The organism is Curvibacter microcysteis (assembly GCF_028649455.1).
GTDB classification, from domain to species: domain Bacteria; phylum Pseudomonadota; class Gammaproteobacteria; order Burkholderiales; family Burkholderiaceae_C; genus Curvibacter; species Curvibacter microcysteis.
This window is the reverse complement of sequence record NZ_JAQSIO010000005.1, coordinates 254,832-274,911: the sequence shown is the minus strand read 5'-3', so window position 1 is coordinate 274,911 and position 20,080 is coordinate 254,832. Positions and strand designations below refer to the sequence as shown.

Sequence of the window (20,080 nt, the reverse complement as noted above, 5' to 3'; positions counted from 1 at the left end):
AGCGGCCGTTGGAAATGCCTGACCAGGTCAGGCAGCAGCTCACCCCCGCGAGCCAATTGGTGCTTGGAGTGGAGGACCAGGTCTGTCGATGGGCGTCAGACGGGTCTTCAACTCAGCGCATGGGGGTACTGTCGCAGCAAGCGGCGCCGCCGTGAACGAAGGCCTGCGCATATCGTTCATCGGGGATGTGGTGGATGGGCCCCCGGGCGTCAAAGCGCCCAGGTGGCTGGCAGAGGGCGGGTGCCATCCAGCGCGTCAATCGCCTCTGTGGTGCTGGGGGCCACAGGCGCTTGGCTGACCCTGAACATGTGAAGTTGTCGTGAAATGTGTAAACGGTTCTATCGCATAATCGCCGCCATGACCTTGGCTCAGCCCTCCAAGAACCTCATCCAGCTCCTGCTGGTTTGGTTCGCGCTGACCTTGGGCAGTGCGGTGGCTTCGCCCCTGATCGCGCCCAAAACCATGGAGTTGATCTGCTCGGGTGCCGGTGCCATTCAGATGGTGCTCAAGAGCGGTGATGAGCGCGCCGTCGCGGGCGCTGAGCCCCACAGCCTGGACTGCACCCTGTGCGTCAACCTGGGTGCTCCGCCACCGCTTTTGTCCCTGGACTCCCCAGCCCCCGTGGCCCTGGCCCATGCGCTGCGGTCCATTCCCGCAGCGCGCATCGCTGCGCTCACCTCGGCCCCACCGCCCTCGCGCGGCCCGCCCCCGGCGCACTGAGCCCTCGCGCTCGCCCAGCCCCTGATCTGGGTTGACCTGCGCCGCGCAAGCGGTGCCTGTCCACCCAGTCTGGCTTGCCGTTGCAGGACGGCGCCATCTGGCTGGGCCCTGTTTCCCCCCGTTTTTAGATCCTGGCTTTTCAAGGGCGGGGTCGGCTGTCTTTGGCCCCGCTCGAGGCGCACCCGATGGTGGCCTGCGCGCTGGCGGCGGGACAGGCCGGCGCGCCGACTTGAGGCCGCTCTTGGCTTTCTCCATGAACTCCTCTTTTGCTCTGTCCATGACGGCCTTGGCCGTCGCCACCCTGGTGGGTTCGCCTGCCGCCCTGGCGCAAACAACGCTCCCCACGCCGACCCTGAAGTCGGTCGATGTCAGCGCCCGGCAAGACCCGCTGGCCCTGGATGAGCCCAGCAGCTCGGGCAGCCGACTGGGCCTGACGGCCCGTGAAATCCCGGCCACGGTCCAGGCCATCACGCAAGAGGAGATGCAGCAGCGCGGCCTGCGCACGGCCCGCGAGGCCTTTGCCGACATCCCGGGGGTGATTGCGGGCAATGTGCCGGGCAACCCGGCCACGCTGATGATGCGCGGCTTCTCGGGCAACGCCATCTCCATCCTGCAAGACGGGGTGCGCGTGTCAACCTCGACCATCGTGCAGCGCGACACCAACACCTGGCATTTCGATCGCATTGAAGTCATCAAGGGCCCGGCTTCTGTCTTGTACGGCGAAGGGGCGCTGGGCGGTGTGGTCAACAAGGTCAGCAAAAAGCCCAACTTCGATGGCCAGCACGGCGAGACCTTGCTCAGCGTGGGCAGCTTCGGCACCACGATGGCGGCCGCGGGCTTGAACCTGCCACTGTCGGACACGGCGGCCATCCACCTCGATGCCAGCAGCCTGCAGTCCAACAGCCTGTATGACGTCAACAACAACGCCACCCAATCCCAAGGTCTGACGGGCAGCGTCCTGCTCAAGCCCCAGCGCGATCTGTCGGTGCTGGTGGCGCTGGACCACTACCGTGACCGCTACGCCGGCACCTACCAGGGCATTCCCTTGGTGTCCTCCGCCGTGGCCCGCCAGCCCAGCCACCTGGTCAGCACGACCAATGGTTTGGTGGTCGATGAGGCCCTGCGCCGGGTCAACTACAACCCGGCTGGCTCTTATTCGGGCGCCGAAGAGACGACCTTGCGCGGCAAGATCGACTGGACGCTCCAGCCAGGTTGGTCACTGGCCACGGACCTGACGGCCTACACCGCCAAGCGCGACTACGTGCTCAGCGACACCCAGACCTTTGCGGCGCCGACCAGTGCCTTCCCCTACGGCCGCTTTGTGCGCACCGTGCAGCGCTTCTACCACGACCACCAGTTCTGGAACGCGCGCACCGCCCTGTCCCATGAAGGCACGCTGCTGGGCCTGAAGAACCGCTTCACCGTCGGAGCTGAATACAACCAGACCCGCTTCGCCAGCCTGCGCCAGTCCTCGTCGAGCACCGCTGTGGCGGCGGTGGACCCCTACAACCCCGTGGTGGGCACCATCCCGACGGCGGCCAGCGCCTACAGCGCCGGCAACGTCAACTTTGATTCCAAGCAGCAGACCACGTCGATCTTTGCCGAGGACGCGCTGAACCTGGCGCCGAACTGGCTGGTGCTGGCGGGACTGCGCTACGACGACATCGACCTGCAGCGCACCGTCACCAACTACAACGTGACGCCCAACAGCGTCCAAAACGCCAACCCGCGCTACAAGCCCGCTTCCTGGCGCCTGGGCAGCACCTATGACCTGAACCCTGACACCACGCTGTATGCGCTCTACACCACGGCGGCCACGCCGGTGTCGTCCATGCTGGTTCAGTCCATCGTGAATACCGGCTTCAAACTGACCACGGGCCACTCGGTGGAGGGCGGGCTGAAGATGAACGCCCTGGACAAGCGACTGACCTTCACCGCCGCTGCTTTCTACATCCAGCAAAACGACATCCTCACGCGTGACCCGGCCAATGCCTCGCTGACCGTGCAAGGCGGCAGCCAGTCCTCGCGCGGCCTGGAGTTCAGCCTCGGGGCCGCCGCCACCCGCCAACTGCTGCTGGGCGCCAACCTGGGCTGGGTGGATGCCAAGTACGACCAGCTGATCGAAGCGGGTGGTGCCGTGCGCACGGGCAACCGCCCCATCAACACCCCGACCACCACCGCCAGCGCCCACGCCAGTTACCAGGTGCCCAACACCGCGCTGACCTTGAGCGCCTTGGTGCGCCATGTTTCGGGCTTCTACACCGACACGGCCAACACCATTTTTGTGCGCGGCCACTCGACCCTGGACGCCGCGGTGTCCTGGCAACTGGCCAAGCAGTCCACGCTGACCTTGCGCGGCCGCAACCTCGGCAATGCCTTCTACGGCGAGTACTCCGGCTACCCGACGACCAACCTCTACATCGGCGCGCCGCGCAGCTTCGAGCTGTCGCTGCGGTCGCAGTTCTGAGCCCATGGCGCGGGTTCGCATCCTCGTTCGCCAAGGCCACCTCTGGTTGGGCCTGAGTGTGGGCGCCTTGTTGCTGGTCCTGGGGCTGACGGGGTCGGTTCTGGTGTTCTACCAGGAGATCGACCGCTGGCTCCACCCGGAGATCGCGCAGCCAGCGCTCGGGCCCGCCCCGGGCTGGGACTCGCCCGTCTGGTCGCAGGCCCTGCACACCTTGCAACGCCAGTGGCCTGAGCGGCAGGGCCTGTGGCGCTTTGAGGTCAGTGGCGTGCCCGGCCCCCTCGCCGTGCGCTACCAGGAGGCGCACAGCGGCCACCATGCCAAGCGGGTCATGGTGTGGCTCAGCGCCGACGGCCAGCAGGTGCTGCGTGCCGACACCTGGGGCGACTACCTCATGACCTGGATCTACGACCTCCACATGGCCTTGCAGATGGGCGATGAGGGCCGGCGCTGGGTGGGCTGGGCCGGCCTGGCCAGCAGTGTGTTGTTGCTCAGCGGGCTGGCCGCTTGGTGGCCTCAGGGCCGGTGGCGCCAGGCTTTTCAGTACAAGCGCGGCGCCCCGCCCATCCGCAGCTTGCGCGATCTGCACAAGCTCGCAGGGGTGTTCAGCCTGTTCTTCCTGTTGCTCTTGACCCTGACCGGTTGGATGCTGGCCTGGCCCAACGAGACCCGCAGTGTGTTGACCGCGGTCTGGGACCCCGTGGCCACGCTCAGCCCACCCTCGGTGAGCCCCAGCTCAGCCCCGGTGATCCCGCTTGAGCAGGCTTTGCAGCGGGCCCATGAGCGCATGCCCCAGAGCCGGCTGGCCTGGTTCGAAGTGCCTGGCGGCGCGGGCGGGCGCTACATGGTGCGGGTGCAGCAGCCGGGCGATCCAAGCGACCGGTTCCCGCACAGCTACGTGTTCATGGACCCGCACAGCGGCGAAGTGCTGGCGCAACAGGATCGGAACCAGTTCGGGACCTCCAACCGCATCTTGAACTGGCTGCACCCGCTGCACGACGGATCGGCAGGCGGCCTGGGGGGGCGTCTGCTGGTGTGTGGGTTGGGCTTCATTCCGGCGCTGCTGTGGCTGACCGGGCTGTGGCGCTGGCGGCTGGTGCGGCGGGCCAACGCCAGGGGCGCGGCCCGTCGACCGGACCAGCGCCCGCGTCCCCGCTAGGGCCAGGGAACGCTTTGTTTTGCACCTGCCTCACTGCATGCCCCAGTCACCTCATTTTTCAGTTTCTCCAAGGTGCCAGTGCATGAGCCCCACAGTGGGGCAGGTTTTTTCTCTGTCGCAGGGCAGGCGAGCGGGATGCTCAGAGCTTGGCGATCGAGACTTCGGTGGACTTCACCAGGGCCACCACGTCCGAGCCCACGACGAGGCCCAGGTCGTCCACCGAGCGGGTGGTGATGACGGAGGTGACGATGCCCCAGGGGGTTTCGACGTCGATTTCAGAGACCACGTCGCCGCGGATGATTTCGCGCACTTTGCCCTTGAATTGGTTGCGGACGTTGATGGCTTGGATGGACATGGTTTGGGCTTCCTTGAAGTGGCCGATGACAGGTGATGGTGAACAGGATTCCGGCAGGCCACAGGTGCTTACCGGGTGTGTTGCCATTGTCAAAAGCGGCCGACCTGCCGTGAACGAATAAGAAGTTGTCTTCTTATTTGAAAACCGAGGAAGTCAAGCGGGGGCCAGCCCCCGGCGCGGGCAGGGCGTTTCATCGACTGAACACCAGGCCTGAAGCCGCGAGGTCAACGGCCGCGACAGTTCAGACTGCTTCTTGGCGCAGGTCGATGCGCCGCGCGCTGCGTTGCTCGGGCGGCGCGCCCAGGGTCAGAAACTCGACCGGCTGGTCCTGGCCCAGGTTCAGCTGACTCAGCGGTGCCCGACCGGTGGGCACGATGGAGCGCACCTCTTCGATCAAGAAGCCCTGGCAGCGCTGCGCTTGCTGCACCACCAGCACATGGCTGGGCGCCCGCGCGGCGCGGTGACGCGGGCGCAAGCGACCGGGCAGGTCGATCAGGTCCAACCACTGGCCGCGCCAGGCAAAGGGCGCTGGCGTTTGGCCTGGCGCCGGCACTTGTTCGGGGCGCAGGGCGAGGATCTCTTGCACCCCCGACACGGGCGTGCACAGCAGGGCGCCGGCCTCGAACACCAAGTACGGCTGTTCGTTGGTGCGTGAGCTGGCGTGCTGCCCCGAGGCCCCGGCGGGGGCGCGCTCGCTGGTCTGCACGGGCAGCCGGCTGATTTGGGATTCGGGGTGGACCGCGATCAGGGCGGCTACGTCGATCAGAAAGATCGGATCGCCGTTTGCATCCTGCGCCAGGCCCTGCACGTAGCCCAGTTCAGCCAGCGCTTGCGGGGCGGCGTGGCGGTCCGCCGGGCGCAGGCTCACCATGTCGCGCAGTTCGTGCAGCAGCACGCCCACGGCCAGCTCGCCATGGCACAGCACCAGCAGCCAGGGCGGGCTGTCGCGCGGCCCCTCGGGCGGCCAGGCGGTGCCCAGGTCCAGCACCGGCAGGTGGCGGCCGCGCCACTGGGCGATGCCGGTGTGGGGGCTGTGCCCAAAAGGCTGCAACACGGGGCGTGGCCGCAACTCGCCCAGCGTCACGGCCGGGAAGCCCAGCAGGCGCTGGCCCAGGCGCAGCACGGCGTAGCGTTGGGCGCGGGCGGCGGGCGCGGCATCCCCCGAGTTCAGATCCGCCGCGCCGGCGTGCCCTTGGGCCGGCGCCTCGGCCTGGTGCCAGACCTGGGCCAAGTCCATGAGCCGTGACACCTCCAGCAGTTGGGCCCCTTGCGGCAGGCCCTCGATTTGCACCAGGGCGTCAAACACCTCCTCGGGCGCGGGCGTGTGGCTCAGCCGCTGCACGGCGGCGGTGGGCACGCGACGTACGCCTTGCACCCCTTGCACCAGCAGCCCCACTTGGCGCTCCCCGCATTGCAGCACCAGGATGCGTTCGGCGCCGGCCTGGCTGGCGGGGGCCGGCGGGATGTCCACCCAACGGGCCAGGTCGACCACGGGCAGGCTTTGCCCCTCCAGCTGCATCACACCCAGCAGGGCGTGGTCGCGCCGGGGCAAGGGCTGCAAGCTGGCAGGCCGGGGCCAGGCCTGACGCACCTGGTCGATGGGGATGGCCACGCACAGCTCACCCAGTTGGACCAGGGCCAGCTCCCGCCAGGGGCTGCTCGGGGACGGGGCGGCGGCGCGCGAGGAGCGCTCCAACGGGGTGTTCATGGCCTGCCTCAAGAGCCTTCCGTGGCCGCGATCAAGTCCTTGAGCAAGGCGCTGACCTGGTGGGTGGCTTCGGCCTGGTCCGACGTGACGTTGGAGATCGAGGCGATGGAGGCGCTGGTGTTGCGCACCGAGTCGACGATCAGCGTGAAGGCCTGCTCCACCTCGCTGGACAGGCGGCTGCCTTCGTTGACGCGGTTGACGGTTTCGTTGATGAGCTTGGCGATCTCGCGGGCGGCCAGGGCCGACTTCTCAGCCAGCTTGCGCACCTCGTCGGCCACCACCGAGAAGCCGACACCGTGCTCGCCCGCGCGGGCCGCCTCGATGGCAGCGTTGAAGGCCAGCAAGTGGGTCTGGCTGGCAATGTCACCAATGGTCTCGATGATTTCGTGCACGGAGGACGAGGCGCTTTGGATCGCCGTGATGGCCTCGCGCGAGCGGCCCAGCAGCAGGTTGCCTTGCGCGGCCTCGGTCTGGGTTTGCTGGGCCAGGTCGGTGGACTGGCGCGTGCTTTGGGCAATGCCCTGGATGGAGGTGCTCAGTGCTTGCAACACCTCGGACATGGACTGCACCTTGGCCACGATGGTGCGTTCGCGCGCCACCTGCTCGCTGACATCGATGGCGTACTTGACCACCTTGTAGGGCTGGCCGGCCGTGTCCAGGATGGGGTTGTAAGTGGCCTGGATCCAGACCTCGGCGCCGTGCTTGCCCACGCGGCGATAACGCGCCGATTTGAACTTGCCCTCACCCAGGTCAGCCCAGAAGTTGCGGTACTCGGGCGAGACGATCAAGTCGGGCGTGCAGAACAGGCTGTGGTGCTGGCCGATCACCTCCTGCGCCGTGTAGCCCATGGTGCGCAGGAAGTTGGGGTTGGCCGCCAGCACCGTGCCTTGCAGGTCAAATTCGATCACCGCTTGGGAGCGGCCAATGGCGTCGAGCTTGCCCGCCACCTCGTTGTTTTTGAGCTTCTCGGCGCTGATGTCCGTGGCCAGCTTGACCACTTTGATGGGCCGACCTTCGGGGTCCAGCACCGGGTTGTAGCTGGCCTGCAGCCAGACACTGCGGCCGCCCTTGGCGCGGCGCTTGAATTCGCCGGCCTGGTACTGGCCACCGGCCAGGTGCTTCCAGAAGTTTTGGTACTCGATGGAAGCAGCCAGCTCGGGCTCGCACAGCAGGCTGTGCGGCTGGCCCAGCAGCTCGGCCTCGGTGTAACCCATCACCTGCAAGAACTTGGGGTTGGCCTGCAGGATGCGGCCTTGCAGGTCGAACTCCACCACCGCTTGCACGCGGTTGATGGCTTCGATTTTGCTTTGGTAGTCGGCATTGCGTTGCTTGGTGGCGGTGATGTCGGTGGCGTACTTGATCACCTTCAGCGGCTTGCCCTCCACATCCAAAATGGGGTTGTACGAGGCTTGCAGCCAAACCTCGCGGCTGCCCTTGGCAAAGCGCTTGTACTCACCCGACTCGCTGGCGCCTTGGCCCAGCTTCTCCCAGAAGGCCTGGTAGGCCGGGGTGTTGACCTCATCGTTGTCGACAAACATGCGGTGGTGCTTGCCCAGGATTTCGGGCAGTTCATAGCCAAAGGCGTCCAGGAACAAGCGGTTGGCATTGATCACATGGCCTCGCAGGTCGAACTCGATGACGGCCTGCACGCGGTTGATGGCTTGGATCTTGCCCTCGTAGTCCGCGCTTTTGAGTTTGACCTGGGTGATGTTGGCCCCCAGCAGGACCACCCGACTGATCTGCCCCGCCTCGTTGGGGATGGGGTTGAAGGACGTCAGCATCCACAGCACCGAGCCGTCCTGGGTCAGGTACTTGAGCTCGTGGGCCTCGGACTGGCCGCCCAGCAGGCGGCGCCACAGGGCATCGAAGTCAAAGGCCGCCCGGAACTCGGGGTCCAACCAATGGCTGTGGTGCTGGCCCAGCATGGCGGCGTGACTGAACCCCAGCCACTTGCTGAAGAGCGCATTGCATCCGGTCAGTTCGCCGTCCAGGTTCAGCTCGACCATCACCTGGCGGCGGTTCAAGGCTTCCCAGACACCTGGGTCTAGCGGCAGTGGGTGGTGGGGGTCAAGGTGCAAGGCGGACGTCATGGGTCTCCGGGTGGGCGACAGGCAGGAACCCAGGCCGCGCCTGGGGTGCAGGCTCGCTGGCTGGGGTCGTGACTCAGATGAAAATCAAATTTATCTTATTAAAATCAGATAAGTGGCATTTTAAAACGATATAAATGCGTATTACAAGAATTTTTTGCCATTTCCAGGGGTGTTCCTCATTGTCTTGTCTGGGCCGCCAGCGCGTTGGCCTAGGGTCTTTCCCGATGCTGAGTGGGATGCGTCGCGGGATACACAAATAGTCACAAATACCGGCACAATGAGCCGTCGACCCCGACTGGGAGGGCGCCGGTAGAGCGCGCGGTCTGGGGGGATGCAACGAGGCTTCGTGGCGTCAAGCAGTGGGGGCTGTGCGGGTTCACCGACACGTCCCACCGCGCGCCGGGGCCTGGTGCGACAGGCCCAGCCTTTTGGATCGGGAAGTCCATGAAAAAACTGCTCACTCAATCTTCGATGGCCATCAGCTTCTTCGAGTCGGTTTTGCGGTCGTGTGACGACGCCATCATCACCAAGTCGCTGGATGGGCGCGTGACCAGCTGGAACCCCGCCGCCGAGCGCATCTTTGGCTACACCGAGGCCGAGATGCTGGGCCAGTCGCTCCTGCTGCTGTTTCCGCCGGACCGGCTCAATGAGGAGCGCTTCATCATCGAAAAGGTGATGCTGGGCGAGCTGGTGGACCATTTCGAGACCGTGCGCTTGCGCAAAGACGGCTTGCCCATCCAGGTCTCGGTGACCATCTCGCCGATCCGTGACGAACACGGTCGCGTGGTGGGCGCCTCCAAAATTGCACGCGACATCACCGAGCACATGCAGCTGCACGAGCACCTGCAGTACTTCAAAGCCCTGGTGGAGTCGACCGAGGACGCGGTCATCAGCAAAACCCCCGAGGGCATCGTCACCAGCTGGAACGCGGCGGCCGAGCGCCTGTTTGGCTACCGCACCGAGGAGATGCTGGGCCAACCCCTGCTGCGCTTGCTGCCCCTGGACCGATTGCATGAGGAAGACGACATCCTGGCCCAGATCCGGGTCGGCCAGCGCATCCAGCACTTTGAGACGGTGCGCCAGACCAAGGCTGGCACCTTGGTGCCGGTGTCGGTCAGCATCTCCCCGATCCGCGACGCGGCAGGGCGGGTGCAGGGTGCCTCCAAGATCGTGCGGGACATCTCGGCCCAAAAGGCCATGGAGTCCCAGTTGCGCCTGACGGCCAGTGTGTTCACCCATGCCAACGAGGGCATCGCCATTTGCGACGTGCACGGCCAGTTGATCGATGTGAACCAGGCCTTCAGCCGCATCACCGGCTATGCGCGCGACGAGGTGCTGGGCAAGACGGCGCAGTTTTTCCGCTCCGGGCGCGATGGCCCCGAGGTGTTGGCGCCCCTGCTCCGCGACCTGCTCGAACAAGGCCATTGCCAGGGCGAAATCTGGAGCCGGCGCAAGAACGGCGAGGCCTACGCGGGTCTGCTCACGGTCAGCCGGGTCTGCGACCCCCTGGGGCAGGTGCAGAACTACGTGGCCTTGTTCGCGGACGTGACCTCGATCCGCGTGCAGCAGGAACGGCTGGAGCACATCGCCCATTTCGACGCCTTGACCAACCTGCCCAACCGCCTGCTGCTGTCGGACCGGCTGCGCCAGGCCATGGGCCAGTGCCGGCGCCGAGGCCAGTCGCTGGCCGTGCTCTACCTGGACCTGGATGGCTTCAAGACCATCAACGACGGCCATGGTCACGACGTGGGCGACTCGTTCCTGATGGCGGTGGCCCAGCACATGAAGCAGGCGCTGCGCGAAACCGACACCCTGGCCCGCATGGGGGGCGACGAATTTGTGGCGGTGCTCAGCGACGTGGGGTGCGTCGAGTCCTGCGTGCAGTCGGTTGAGCGCATTCTGCAAGCCTGTGCCGCGCCGCAGTCGGTGGCGGGCGTGACCTTGCAGGCCTCTGCCAGCATCGGTGTCACCCTGTTCCCGCAGGACGATGTGGACGCCGACCAACTGCTGCGCCATGCCGACCAGGCCATGTACGAGGCCAAGCAGTCAGGCAAGAACCGCTTCCACATCTTCGACCCGGTGCAGGAGGCGGCGTTGAAGAGCCGCGCGGGCTCGCTGGTTGAGCTGCGCCAGGCCCTGCACGCCGAACAATTCGAGTTGCTCTACCAGCCCAAGGTGAACATGCGCACCGGTGCCGTGGTGGGGGCCGAAGCCCTGATCCGCTGGAACCACCCGGAGCGCGGCCTTTTGCTGCCAGCGGCCTTTCTTCCCCTGGTCAATGGGCACCTGTTGGAGGAGCTGCTGGGCGACTGGGTGCTGGAGCGCGGCCTGCGCCAACTCAGCGAGTGGCAGCGCCACGGCCTGGACTTGCAACTGAGCCTCAATGTGGGGGCGCGCCAGATCCAGCGCCCCGGCTTTGCGGCCCACCTGGCCGCTTGCCTGGCCTCTTACCCCGATGTGGCGCCCAGCCGCATTGAACTCGAGGTGCTGGAGAGCAATGCGCTGGACGACATCGAGCAGGTGTCCCACATCATGCGCGACTGCCATCAGATGGGTGTGCGCTTCGCGGTGGATGACTTTGGCACGGGCTATTCCTCGCTGACCTACCTGCGCCGTCTGCCCGCCGAGACGCTGAAGATCGACCAGAGCTTTGTGCGCGACATGCTGGACGACGCGGAAGACCTGGCCATCGTGCAAGGCGTCATCAGCCTGGCCCAGGCCTTTCGCCGCGAGGTGGTGGCCGAGGGCGTGGAGAGCCTGGCGCAGGGCTTGAAGCTGCTGGCCATGGGCTGTGAGTTGGCGCAGGGCTTTGTGATTGCGCGCCCCATGCCTGCCGCCGACTTTGGACCTTGGTTGCAGCGCTGGCAGCCCTTTGAGGCTTGGACCCGGAGCTGAAGGCGCCCGCGCGTGCGGCTGGGAGCGCCCCGCATCCGTTACGCTACGCGTTTGGCCGCTCCGTCCAGGGGCGGCGCTTCGCTTGCGCACCATGAAACCGTTCTGTCTGATTCCTTCTTTGCTGGTGGCGGCTGCCTTGGCCGCTTGTTCCACCCCGGCGCCGCCGGCACCCAGCCCGGCCCCCGCTGCCCCGGTGGCCCCCACCCCCAGCCCCAGCCTGGCGCCGCCTGCGCCGGTGGCCGCAGCGCCCGTGGCCGTGGCCCCGGTGGCCGCCGACCCGCTGAGTGCGGTCCGGCAGGCGCAGGAGCGGCTGAACCAACTGGGCTATGCCGCTGGCACCGCGGACGGTCTGGTGGGGCCCAAGACCCGCGCGGCGCTGCGCCGCTTTCAGCAGGAAAAAGGCCTGAAGGTGACCGGTGTGCTGGACGCCGCCACGGCCGACAAGCTCAACGCGCGCTGAGCGCCTGGCCCGCGCTCAGTCCAGCGAGGAGCGGGTGGCGCGGATCACTTCGGCCATGGTCTTGGATTCGGCGCTGATGTACTGATCAAACGTGCCATGCATCTGGAAGGGCTCGTAGCCAAAGGCCGTGAACTTCTCCAGCATGTCGGGTTCTGCCAGCACCTTTTGCAGGTCGCGGCGCAGGCGCTCCACCAGCGGGCGCGGCAGGCCAGGCGGCAGGGCCAGCGTGGTCCAGCCGCTGACTTCCAGGTCCTTGGGGCCGCCGGCCTCGGCCAGCGTGGGCACATCGGGGAAGGCGGCCAGGCGCTTCGGCGCGGCCACCGCCAGGTACTTGATCTTGCCGGCGCGGTACAGCGGCCCCGTGCTGCCGCTGGAGCCCAGCGCAAACGACAGATCGCCATTGGCCACCGAGGTGTAGAGCTGGGTCGTCTCCTTGAAGATCACATGGGTCATGTCCACGCCCGTGGCCGCGGCCAGACGGGCCGAGCCCAGGTGCACCGGGTTGCCCACCGACCAGGAACCGTAGTTGAGCTGGCCCGGGCGCGCCTTGGCGTCGGCCAGCAGGTCCTTGAAGTCGCGGTAGGGGCTGGTCTTGGCCGTGGCCACCATGAAGTAGGCCTTGAACAGCGGCAGCACCGGCTCAAAGTCCTTCACCGGGTCGTAGGGCAGCTTCTTCATCAGGTGCGGGTAGGCCGTCAGGTGCACGTTGTCCAGTTGGATCAGGTCGTGCCCGTCGTTGGCGCCGCGCTTGAAGGCGTCAATGGCGACAAAGCCGTTGCCGCCCGGGCGGTTTTCCACCAGCACCGACTTGCCCCAGGCACGCGAGAGTTTGTCGGCCAGCAAGCGGGCCACCCCTTCGGGGCCGCTGCCCACGGGGAAGGGCGTGATGATGCGCACCGGGCGCTGCGGAAAGTCCTGCGCCAGGGCGGGGGCCACGAGGGCGGACAGGCCGCTGGCGGCAGCCAAGGCGAGCAGGGCGCGGCGGGGCCGCTGTGGGGTCGTGAAGTGCATTTTGTCTCCGAACAATTCAGGCCAACAGGTGGCCGGGCTGTGTGCCGGCAGGGCGGACGGTGGGCGCCTGGGCGGCCGAGGCTGGGTGGCTACCCCAACGCGCCTTGCCGTCTTTGACCTGGGGCAACAGTGGCCCGAATTCTGCAAACCAGAGGCCCACGCCGGAAGATGGCAGAAGCGATGGCGTGAAAACCTGCGGTTATTGCGCCAGGCGCCACGCCCCGCGCGCAAAAAAGGCGTGAGCCCCGAGGGACCCACGCCTGAAGCCCAGGCCCGGTGCCCTGGGAGAAGACTCGCAGAAAAATGACCTGGCGGCCCGCTCAGAAGCGGTGCAGCACGCCGAACTGGAAGCCCTTGATCGTGCGGCCGTTCACGTCGCTGCCCGCGAAGTTCGGGCTCAAACCGGCCGAGCCTGCGGGCCGGAAGCCCGCGTTGGGGTCGTTCTTCATGGTTTCGTACAGGGCCGACAGTGTGGTGCGCTTGGACAGGCTGTAGTAGGCCCCGAACGCGCCGCCGCTGGCGTTCTGGCCTGCACCCGATGTGTCGTGGATGCGACCCCACAGGGCCCCGACGCGTAGCACAGGCGTGACCTTGTAGTCGGCCGAGAGTTGCACGATGTCAAAGGTGCGGTTAACCGAGGTCGAGGTCCAGTTGACGACGCCACCCACGTTGCTCAGCACGCTGCCAGCGTTGTTGCCATTGGCGGTGGCGGCCACGTTGTTCGAGCGCACATAGGCTGCGTAGAGCTTGCCCTGACCGTAGTCGTAATTCGCGTAGGCGTAGTGGTAGAACACATTGGCGTTCAGCGCCGCGTTCTGCGGCGCCTTGGCCACCAGACCGGCATAGCCGACGCGGGTCGGGCCGTTCAGGTAGTCGGCGGCCAGCTGCACGATGGGGGTGGACACCTGGGTGCTCGAGGCGCTGGCCTGTTGCTGTGCAAAGTGCCCTTCGACTTGCAGGCCGCCCCAGCGGGGAGAAATGTAGGCCAGGTCGTTGTCAAAGCGGGCCGGCACGCCAAAGTTGTTGACGATCGAGCCCAGGGTGCGCGCCGTGAAGTCGGTGTAGTCGCCCTTGGTGAAAGGGGCCGAGTTCTGGCGGCCCAGGCGCAGCTCGCCGTACTCAGCATGGGCCAGGCCGACCCAGCTTTGGCGGTCAAAGGCGCGGCTGCTGTCTGCCGTGGCGCCGCTGTTGGCGCTCAAGCCCATCTCGAGCTGGAACTTGGCCGACAGGCCGCCGCCCAGGTCTTCCACGCCGCGAAAGCCCAGCCGGCTGCGCAGGTCCTTGCCGTCTTGCAGCGTGTTGAGCGTGGTGCCGCTGCTGCTGCTCATGTGGTTGAAGTACTGGTCGAGGCTGCCGTAGATCGACACGCTCGAGCTTTGCGCCTGGGCAGCGCCGCCCAGCAGTGTCAGCAGGGCCAGGGCCAAGGGGGTGGCGCGTGCCGCTCGGTGGGCGCGGAGGTGGGTGGGGTTCAAGGTTTGTCTCCTGATGAAAAGCGTTTTCAAGGCGGGGGCGCGAGGCCGTGGCCACAGCGCCGCCCTGCGCTCAGGAGTCTGCGAAAAATCAAGCGCCTCGCCCAGATGCTGGGCCCAGAGGCGTGATCACGTCAGGTGATCACCGCGCCGCCTCACAGCAGGTGGTGGCCCAGGCCCAGGTCGGGCACCCGGCCCTGGCTGAGTTGGTGCGCCGCCCGGTGCAGGTGCGTCAGCAGGTGGCGCAGCACGGGGGAGGGCACGGAGTCGCTGCGCAAAATGGCGCCGACTTCCAGCGGGTAGCCCTGTTCTTCGAGCTCGATGATGTCGATGAAGGCCGCCACGATGGGCAGCCGCGCGATCTGCAGCGGCATCAAGGCCACGTAGTCGCCCGAGCAGACCAGGGACAGCAGGGCCAGCGTGGAGTTGACGATGGCGCCAATGGCTGGTGGCTGCAAGCCGTGGCGTTCAAAGAACAGCTTGGCGTAGCCCGACTCGCTGTTGGCCCCGGTGTAGACCCACTGCGCGGTCTGCAGGTCGACCAAGTGCTTGGCCTTCAGCCAGGCACTGCCTTTGCGCACGGTGGGCACCATGATGGTTTTCATCAGCGGCTCGACAAAGAACTCGCCGGTGGAGAGGTCGTCCGGGATGCCGCCCACGGTCACATCGACCTCGCCCGAGCGCAGCTTGTGCAACTGGGCCACGTACAGCTCCTCGCTCACGCGCAGTCGGATGTGGGGGAAGTCGCGCACAAAGGTGCGCAGGGTCTCGGGGATCAGCAGCATCACCGCCAGTGGCACGGCGCCCAGGTGCAGTTCGCCGATCAGGCGGCCGTCCATTTGGTTGATCTCTTCGACCGCGGCGCGCAGCTCTCGGTTGGCTTTGACGGAGCGCTCGTACAGCACCTTGCCCTGGGCGGTGGGCTGCACGCCGCGCGAGGTGCGCATCAGCAAAGGCGCGGCCAGCTCCAGTTCCAACTCGCGGATCATTTTGGTCAGCGCGGGTTGCGAGACCCCCACCCGGCGGGCGGCGCCGCGCAGGCTGCCTTCTTCGATGGCGGCCACCAGGGCATTGAGTGTGGCGAGTTTCATGCGGACAGGGCTTCAGTGCGGGGCCGGGCGGCGGGGTTGATCAAGGCAGGGCTGACCACTGTACCAATCACCCTGGGTTATCGCGCGTGGCCGTCTGGCATCTGGTGGGCCGGCCCGGGGCTGCGCAGAATCTGCGCTCCCTGGCGACCCGGGTCCGGGCCGCTGACCGTCCTCCCCTTTGCAACCGAGAGACCCGACATGGCTCGTATCGTTGGCGCCATCGCCACCTCCCACACCCCCACCATTGGCTTTGCCTACGACCAGAAGAAGCAGAACGACCCGGTCTGGGCGCCGATCTTTGAGGGCTTCCAGCCCGTGCAGGCCTGGATCGCCGAGCAACAGCCCGACGTACTGTTTTTCATCTACAACGACCACGTCACCTCCTTCTTTTTCGACCACTACTCGGCCTTTGCCCTGGGCATTGGCGAGCGCTACGAGGTGGCGGACGAAGGCGGCGGCGCGCGCGAGCTGCCGCCGGTGGACGGGCATTCGGCGCTGGCGCGCCACATCGGCCAGTCCTTGGTGGCCGACGAGTTCGACATGTCCTTCTTCCAGGACAAGGCGCTGGACCACGGCTGCTTCTCGCCCCTGTCCATGCTGTGCCCGCATGAGCCCAGCTGGCCGGTGCAGATCGTGCCGCTGCAAGTGGGGGTGTTGCAGTTCCCTGTGCCCTCGGCACGGCGTTGCTACAAGTTGGGCCAGGCCCTGCGCCGCGCCATCGAGAGCTACCCCGAAGACCTGAAGGTGGCCCTGGTGGCCACGGGCGGCCTGTCGCACCAGGTGCACGGAGAGCGCGCCGGCTTCAACAACCCGGCCTGGGACCAGCGCTTTCTGGACCTGATCGAGAACGACCCCGAGCAGCTGGCCGACATGACCCAGGCCGAGTACGCCCAGTTGGGCGGCCTGGAAGGGGCTGAAGTCATCATGTGGCTGGTCATGCGCGGGGCGCTGTCGGCGCGCATCCGCCAAGTGCACCAAAGCTATTACCTGCCCTCCATGACCGGCATCGCCACGGCGATTTACGAAAACCAGGCCAGCGCCCCGGAGGGTGCGGCGCTGGCGCGCCACCAGGCCCATGTGGCCACCCAGTTGCAAGGCGCGCAGGCGCTGACCGGCACCTACCCGTTTGACCTGGCCCGCAGCGTCAAGGCCTACCGCTTGAACCGCTTCCTGCACGGCTTGATCGAGCCGGCCCGGCGCGAACGCTTCCGCGCCGACGAGGAAGGCGCTTTCGAGGCCGCCGGCCTGACGGACGAGGAGCGGGCCCTGGTGCGCACGCGCGATTGGCGCGGCTTGATCCACTACGGCGTGATCTTCTTCATGCTGGAAAAGCTGGGCGCGGTGATCGGCGTGTCCAACCTGCACATCTATGCGGCCATGCGCGGCGAGTCGCTGGAAGCCTTCATGCAGACCCGCAACGCGCCAGGGGCCTTGTATTCGGTGGCCGGCAAGGACGCGGCCCCGCAAGACTGGAACCGCTGACCGGCGGTTGAGCCAGGCGCCTGCGAGGGCTGGTGCCTGAAGGCGAATTTGGCTTGGTTTTGTTGTTAATAACGCACATGCGAATAAAAGTGATTCGCATTTGTGATTAAAATCAAAACAAGTCGTCAACCAACGCTTTACCTTGCGGGCTCCTGTCAGTGCGGGTGGCGGACGACACCGTTTTCCAACCCTTCTGACCTTTTTTGCCATGAAATCCAGCCCTTTCGTGCCTGCCGCCCGATCCACCCTATCAGCCCTTGACGAGCCCAGCGGCGTGTCGCTGGGCTCTTTGATGCTGGCCTTGTCCGTGTCGTCCTGGGCGGGTCTGGCCCACGCTGACGGCGCCTTGAAGGAGGTCAAGGTGGTCGACAAGGCCGAAGTGGTGCAGGGCAAGGACGCGATCCAGACCAAGCAGACCACCATCGGCAAGGGCAAGCAAGACATCCGCGACATCCCTCAGTCCATCACCGTGATGACCGAGAAGCTGCTCGACGACGTCAAGCTCGACACCTTGAAGGACGCGCTGCACTACACCGCCGGCATCACCTTCGCCGCCACCGAAAACGGCACCGACCAGGACATCCGCATGCGCGGCTTCCCGGTGGCCACGACCGGTGACTTGCTGATCGACGGCATGCGCGACCCCTCGCAGTACGACCGCGACACCTTCAACCTGGACCGCATCGAAGTGATGCGGGGCTCGGCCTCCATGCTGTTTGGCCGCGGCTCCACCGGCGGCGTGATCAACCAGGTCACCAAAAAGCCCCTGCTGGCTGACCAGAGCGATGTGGCCGCCACGGTGGGTTCGCGCGGCTACCTGCGCACCACGGGCGACTTCAACATCCGCACCGATGAAGACGCGGCCCTGCGCATGAACGTGATGATGACCAAGGCCAACAACGGTGGCGCCACGGTCGACAAGTACGGCATCGCACCCACCTACAGTTGGGGCATTGGCAGCCGTGACGAGTTCACGGTGGGCGTGTCGCACCTGAATGTGGACAACGTGCCGCAAGCCGCCATCCGCTACCTCAATGGCACCGTGCCCAACATCTCGCCGGGCAACTTCTACGGCACCCGCAGCGACTACCTCAAGGGTGAGGCCACGTTCGCCCACGCCTCCTGGACACGCCGTCTGGACGACGGCGGCGAGCTGCGCTCCCAGGTGCGCAGCGGCGTGTTCGACCGCTCGCAATGGGGCACCGTGGCCGGCTTCGGCACCACCAATGGCGCCACCACCACCCAGTCCAACCTCAGTGGCTCGACCGTCCTGACCCGCTCTGGCCTGGCCGCGCGCAAGGACCGTTACAAGACCACCTATGTGCAAAGCGACTACAGCAACAGCTACGACGCCTGGGGCATGAAGCACAACCTGCTGGCCGGCGTGGACGCCGCGCACGAGGAGGCCGACCGCTTCCAATCCAATGGCGTGGTGGGCACCAACTACAACAAGGGCAACACCTCGGTGGGCACGCCGAACGACGGCCGCACGCTGTCGGCTTCGCCCACTTACCGCCCCTCCAGCAACTACTCGGCCAAGGCCCTGGGCTTCTACGCCCAAGACCTGGTGCAGTTCGCCCCGAGCTGGAAGTTCCTGGTCGGCGCGCGCCACGACAACTTCAGCGGCGATTTCAGTCAGCTGAACTACGCCACCGGCACCAATGGCGCCTACACCGGCACGTCGACCACCCGCCTGTCCAACTCGGTCTGGAGCTACCGCACCGGCCTGCTGTACCAGCCGGCACCGGACCAGTCCTACCACATCTCCTACGGCACCTCGTTCAACACCTCGGCCGACACCTACCAGTACGTGACGGCGCAGACCGCCAACACGCCGCCGGAAAAGAGCCGCAACTTTGAAATCGGTGCCAAGCTGGACTGGCTGGAAGGCAAGCTGTCGACGCGCCTGGCGGTCTTCCGCACCGAGAAGTTCAATGAGCGCACCACCGACGCTGACTTTGCCGGCTCGGCCTATGTGCTGTCGGGCAAGCGCCACTCGGCCGGCCTGGAAATGGATGTGGTGGGTCGCATCACGCCCAAGCTGGAGGTCTACCTGTCCTACAGCTGGATCCCGGTGGCCACCATCGACCAGATCGGCAGTGCCCAGGCCAATGTGGTGGGCTCGCGCGTCGGCCTGACCCCCACCCAAACCGGTGCGGCCTGGGTCAGCTACCAGGCCATGCCCAAGCTGCGCATCGCCGGTGGCCTGCGCGGTGCCTCGGTCAACCGACCGCTGCAAGGCACTTCGGGTGCGGCCTCGACCACGGCCCGGGCCCCGGGCTACATGGTTGCAGACGCCATGGTGGAGTACAACTTCACCCCGGACGTCTACGGCCAGATCAACGTGTCCAACATCACCAACAAACTGTATGGTGACCAGCTCTACCCGGGCTTTGTCATCTCCGGTGCTCCCCGCACGGCGCTGATGACGCTGGGGATGCGCTTCTGATTTTTCATTAACCAGGAACCCCCCGCCATGCTCTTGCATGTACGCCAGGTGCTGACGCCACAAGAAGTGGCCCACGCTCGCCAAGTCCTGGCCGCCGCCCCTTGGGGCGATGGCCGCATGACCGCCGGCAGCCAGTCCGCCCAAGCCAAGAACAACGAGCAATTGCCCGAAGATTGCGATGCCACCCGCGAAGTGCAGCAGCTCCTGCTGCGCGGCCTGGAGCGGCATTCGCTGTTTTTCTCTGCCGCGCTGCCCAAGCAGATCTCGCCGCCGCTGTTCAACCGCTACGGCGGCACGGCCAACAGCTTTGGCAACCACGTGGACAGTGCGGTGCGCTACCTGCGCGACGGCAAGGGCGGGATCCGCACCGACATCTCCTGCACCCTGTTCCTGTCCGAACCCGACGAATACGACGGCGGCGAGCTGATGGTGGAAGACACTTTTGGCGAGCAGCGCGTCAAGCTGCCCGCCGGTGACCTGGTGCTCTACCCCGGCACCAGCGTGCACCGCGTGCAGCCGGTGACGCGTGGCTTTCGCGTGGCCAGCTACTTCTGGATCCAGAGCATGGTGCGCAGCGACGAGCAGCGCCGCCTGCTGTTCGACATGGACCACCACCTGCGCCAGCTGCGCGGCCAAAGCGGCCCGGGCGAGACCGACCCCTCGGTGATCGGCCTCACCTCCACGTACCACAACCTGCTGCGCATGTGGCTGGACCTTTGATAATTGA

14 protein-coding genes are annotated in these 20,080 nt (G+C 66.3%); 8 read left to right on the top strand and 6 right to left on the bottom strand.

Annotated elements, in window-relative coordinates; genetic code table 11:
- Window positions 1-357: 357 nt before the first annotated feature.
- From PSQ39_RS15370 to PSQ39_RS15360, 3 genes are all read left to right on the top strand, one after another.
- Window positions 358-720, top strand: coding sequence for a DUF2946 family protein (locus tag PSQ39_RS15370; RefSeq protein ID WP_273927704.1), 363 nt, complete (start codon window positions 358-360; stop codon window positions 718-720).
- Window positions 721-973: 253 nt separating this feature from the next.
- The gene (locus PSQ39_RS15365; RefSeq protein ID WP_273927703.1) at window positions 974-3,187 is read left to right on the top strand and encodes a TonB-dependent receptor; all 2,214 of its coding nucleotides are present in this window, start codon (window positions 974-976) and stop codon (window positions 3,185-3,187) included.
- Between the two features lie 4 nt (window positions 3,188-3,191).
- A complete protein-coding gene (locus tag PSQ39_RS15360; RefSeq protein WP_273927702.1) occupies window positions 3,192-4,343 on the top strand; it encodes a PepSY-associated TM helix domain-containing protein in 1,152 nt (383 codons plus the stop codon).
- A gap of 139 nt (window positions 4,344-4,482) precedes the next feature.
- Here PSQ39_RS15360 and PSQ39_RS15355 read toward each other — a convergent pair whose 3' ends face one another.
- The 3 genes from PSQ39_RS15355 to PSQ39_RS15345 all read right to left on the bottom strand — a co-directional run bounded on the left by PSQ39_RS15355 (window position 4,483) and on the right by PSQ39_RS15345 (window position 8,496).
- Complete coding sequence (locus tag PSQ39_RS15355; protein ID WP_273927701.1) at window positions 4,483-4,698, bottom strand: TOBE domain-containing protein; 216 nt, start codon at window positions 4,696-4,698, stop codon at window positions 4,483-4,485.
- A gap of 241 nt (window positions 4,699-4,939) precedes the next feature.
- Complete coding sequence (locus PSQ39_RS15350; RefSeq protein WP_273927700.1) at window positions 4,940-6,406, bottom strand: chemotaxis protein CheW; 1,467 nt, start codon at window positions 6,404-6,406, stop codon at window positions 4,940-4,942.
- A gap of 8 nt (window positions 6,407-6,414) precedes the next feature.
- Window positions 6,415-8,496: a methyl-accepting chemotaxis protein gene (locus PSQ39_RS15345; protein ID WP_273927699.1), complete on the bottom strand. Its 2,082-nt coding sequence runs from the start codon at window positions 8,494-8,496 to the stop codon at window positions 6,415-6,417.
- 444 nt (window positions 8,497-8,940) lie between these two features.
- On the opposite strand from PSQ39_RS15345, the gene PSQ39_RS15340 reads away from it, so the two are divergent.
- Together PSQ39_RS15340 and PSQ39_RS15335 are read left to right on the top strand one after the other, a co-directional pair.
- Window positions 8,941-11,391 carry a sensor domain-containing protein gene (locus PSQ39_RS15340; protein ID WP_273927698.1) on the top strand — a complete coding sequence of 817 codons (2,451 nt, stop codon included), beginning with the start codon at window positions 8,941-8,943 and terminating at the stop codon, window positions 11,389-11,391.
- Window positions 11,392-11,482: 91 nt separating this feature from the next.
- On the top strand, window positions 11,483-11,851 hold the full coding sequence (locus PSQ39_RS15335; RefSeq protein ID WP_273927697.1) for a peptidoglycan-binding domain-containing protein: 369 nt from the start codon (window positions 11,483-11,485) through the stop codon (window positions 11,849-11,851).
- A gap of 15 nt (window positions 11,852-11,866) precedes the next feature.
- Here the strand turns inward: PSQ39_RS15335 and PSQ39_RS15330 are convergent, their stop codons facing one another.
- The 3 genes from PSQ39_RS15330 to PSQ39_RS15320 form a co-directional block, all read right to left on the bottom strand.
- Window positions 11,867-12,862 (bottom strand): Bug family tripartite tricarboxylate transporter substrate binding protein, encoded by a 996-nt coding sequence (locus PSQ39_RS15330; protein ID WP_273927696.1) that lies wholly within the window; start codon window positions 12,860-12,862, stop codon window positions 11,867-11,869.
- 320 nt (window positions 12,863-13,182) lie between these two features.
- Window positions 13,183-14,334 (bottom strand): porin, encoded by a 1,152-nt coding sequence (locus PSQ39_RS15325; RefSeq protein ID WP_273927695.1) that lies wholly within the window; start codon window positions 14,332-14,334, stop codon window positions 13,183-13,185.
- Between the two features lie 152 nt (window positions 14,335-14,486).
- Complete coding sequence (locus PSQ39_RS15320; RefSeq protein ID WP_273927694.1) at window positions 14,487-15,422, bottom strand: LysR substrate-binding domain-containing protein; 936 nt, start codon at window positions 15,420-15,422, stop codon at window positions 14,487-14,489.
- 198 nt (window positions 15,423-15,620) lie between these two features.
- On the opposite strand from PSQ39_RS15320, the gene PSQ39_RS15315 reads away from it, so the two are divergent.
- The 3 genes from PSQ39_RS15315 (at window position 15,621) to PSQ39_RS15305 (ending at window position 20,073) form a co-directional block, all read left to right on the top strand.
- Window positions 15,621-16,904 carry a gallate dioxygenase gene (locus PSQ39_RS15315; protein WP_273927693.1) on the top strand — a complete coding sequence of 428 codons (1,284 nt, stop codon included), beginning with the start codon at window positions 15,621-15,623 and terminating at the stop codon, window positions 16,902-16,904.
- A 208-nt stretch (window positions 16,905-17,112) separates the two neighbouring features.
- A complete protein-coding gene (locus PSQ39_RS15310; RefSeq protein ID WP_273927692.1) occupies window positions 17,113-19,353 on the top strand; it encodes a TonB-dependent receptor in 2,241 nt (746 codons plus the stop codon).
- A 27-nt stretch (window positions 19,354-19,380) separates the two neighbouring features.
- Window positions 19,381-20,073, top strand: coding sequence for a Fe2+-dependent dioxygenase (locus PSQ39_RS15305; protein ID WP_273927691.1), 693 nt, complete (start codon window positions 19,381-19,383; stop codon window positions 20,071-20,073).
- Window positions 20,074-20,080 lie beyond the last annotated feature (7 nt).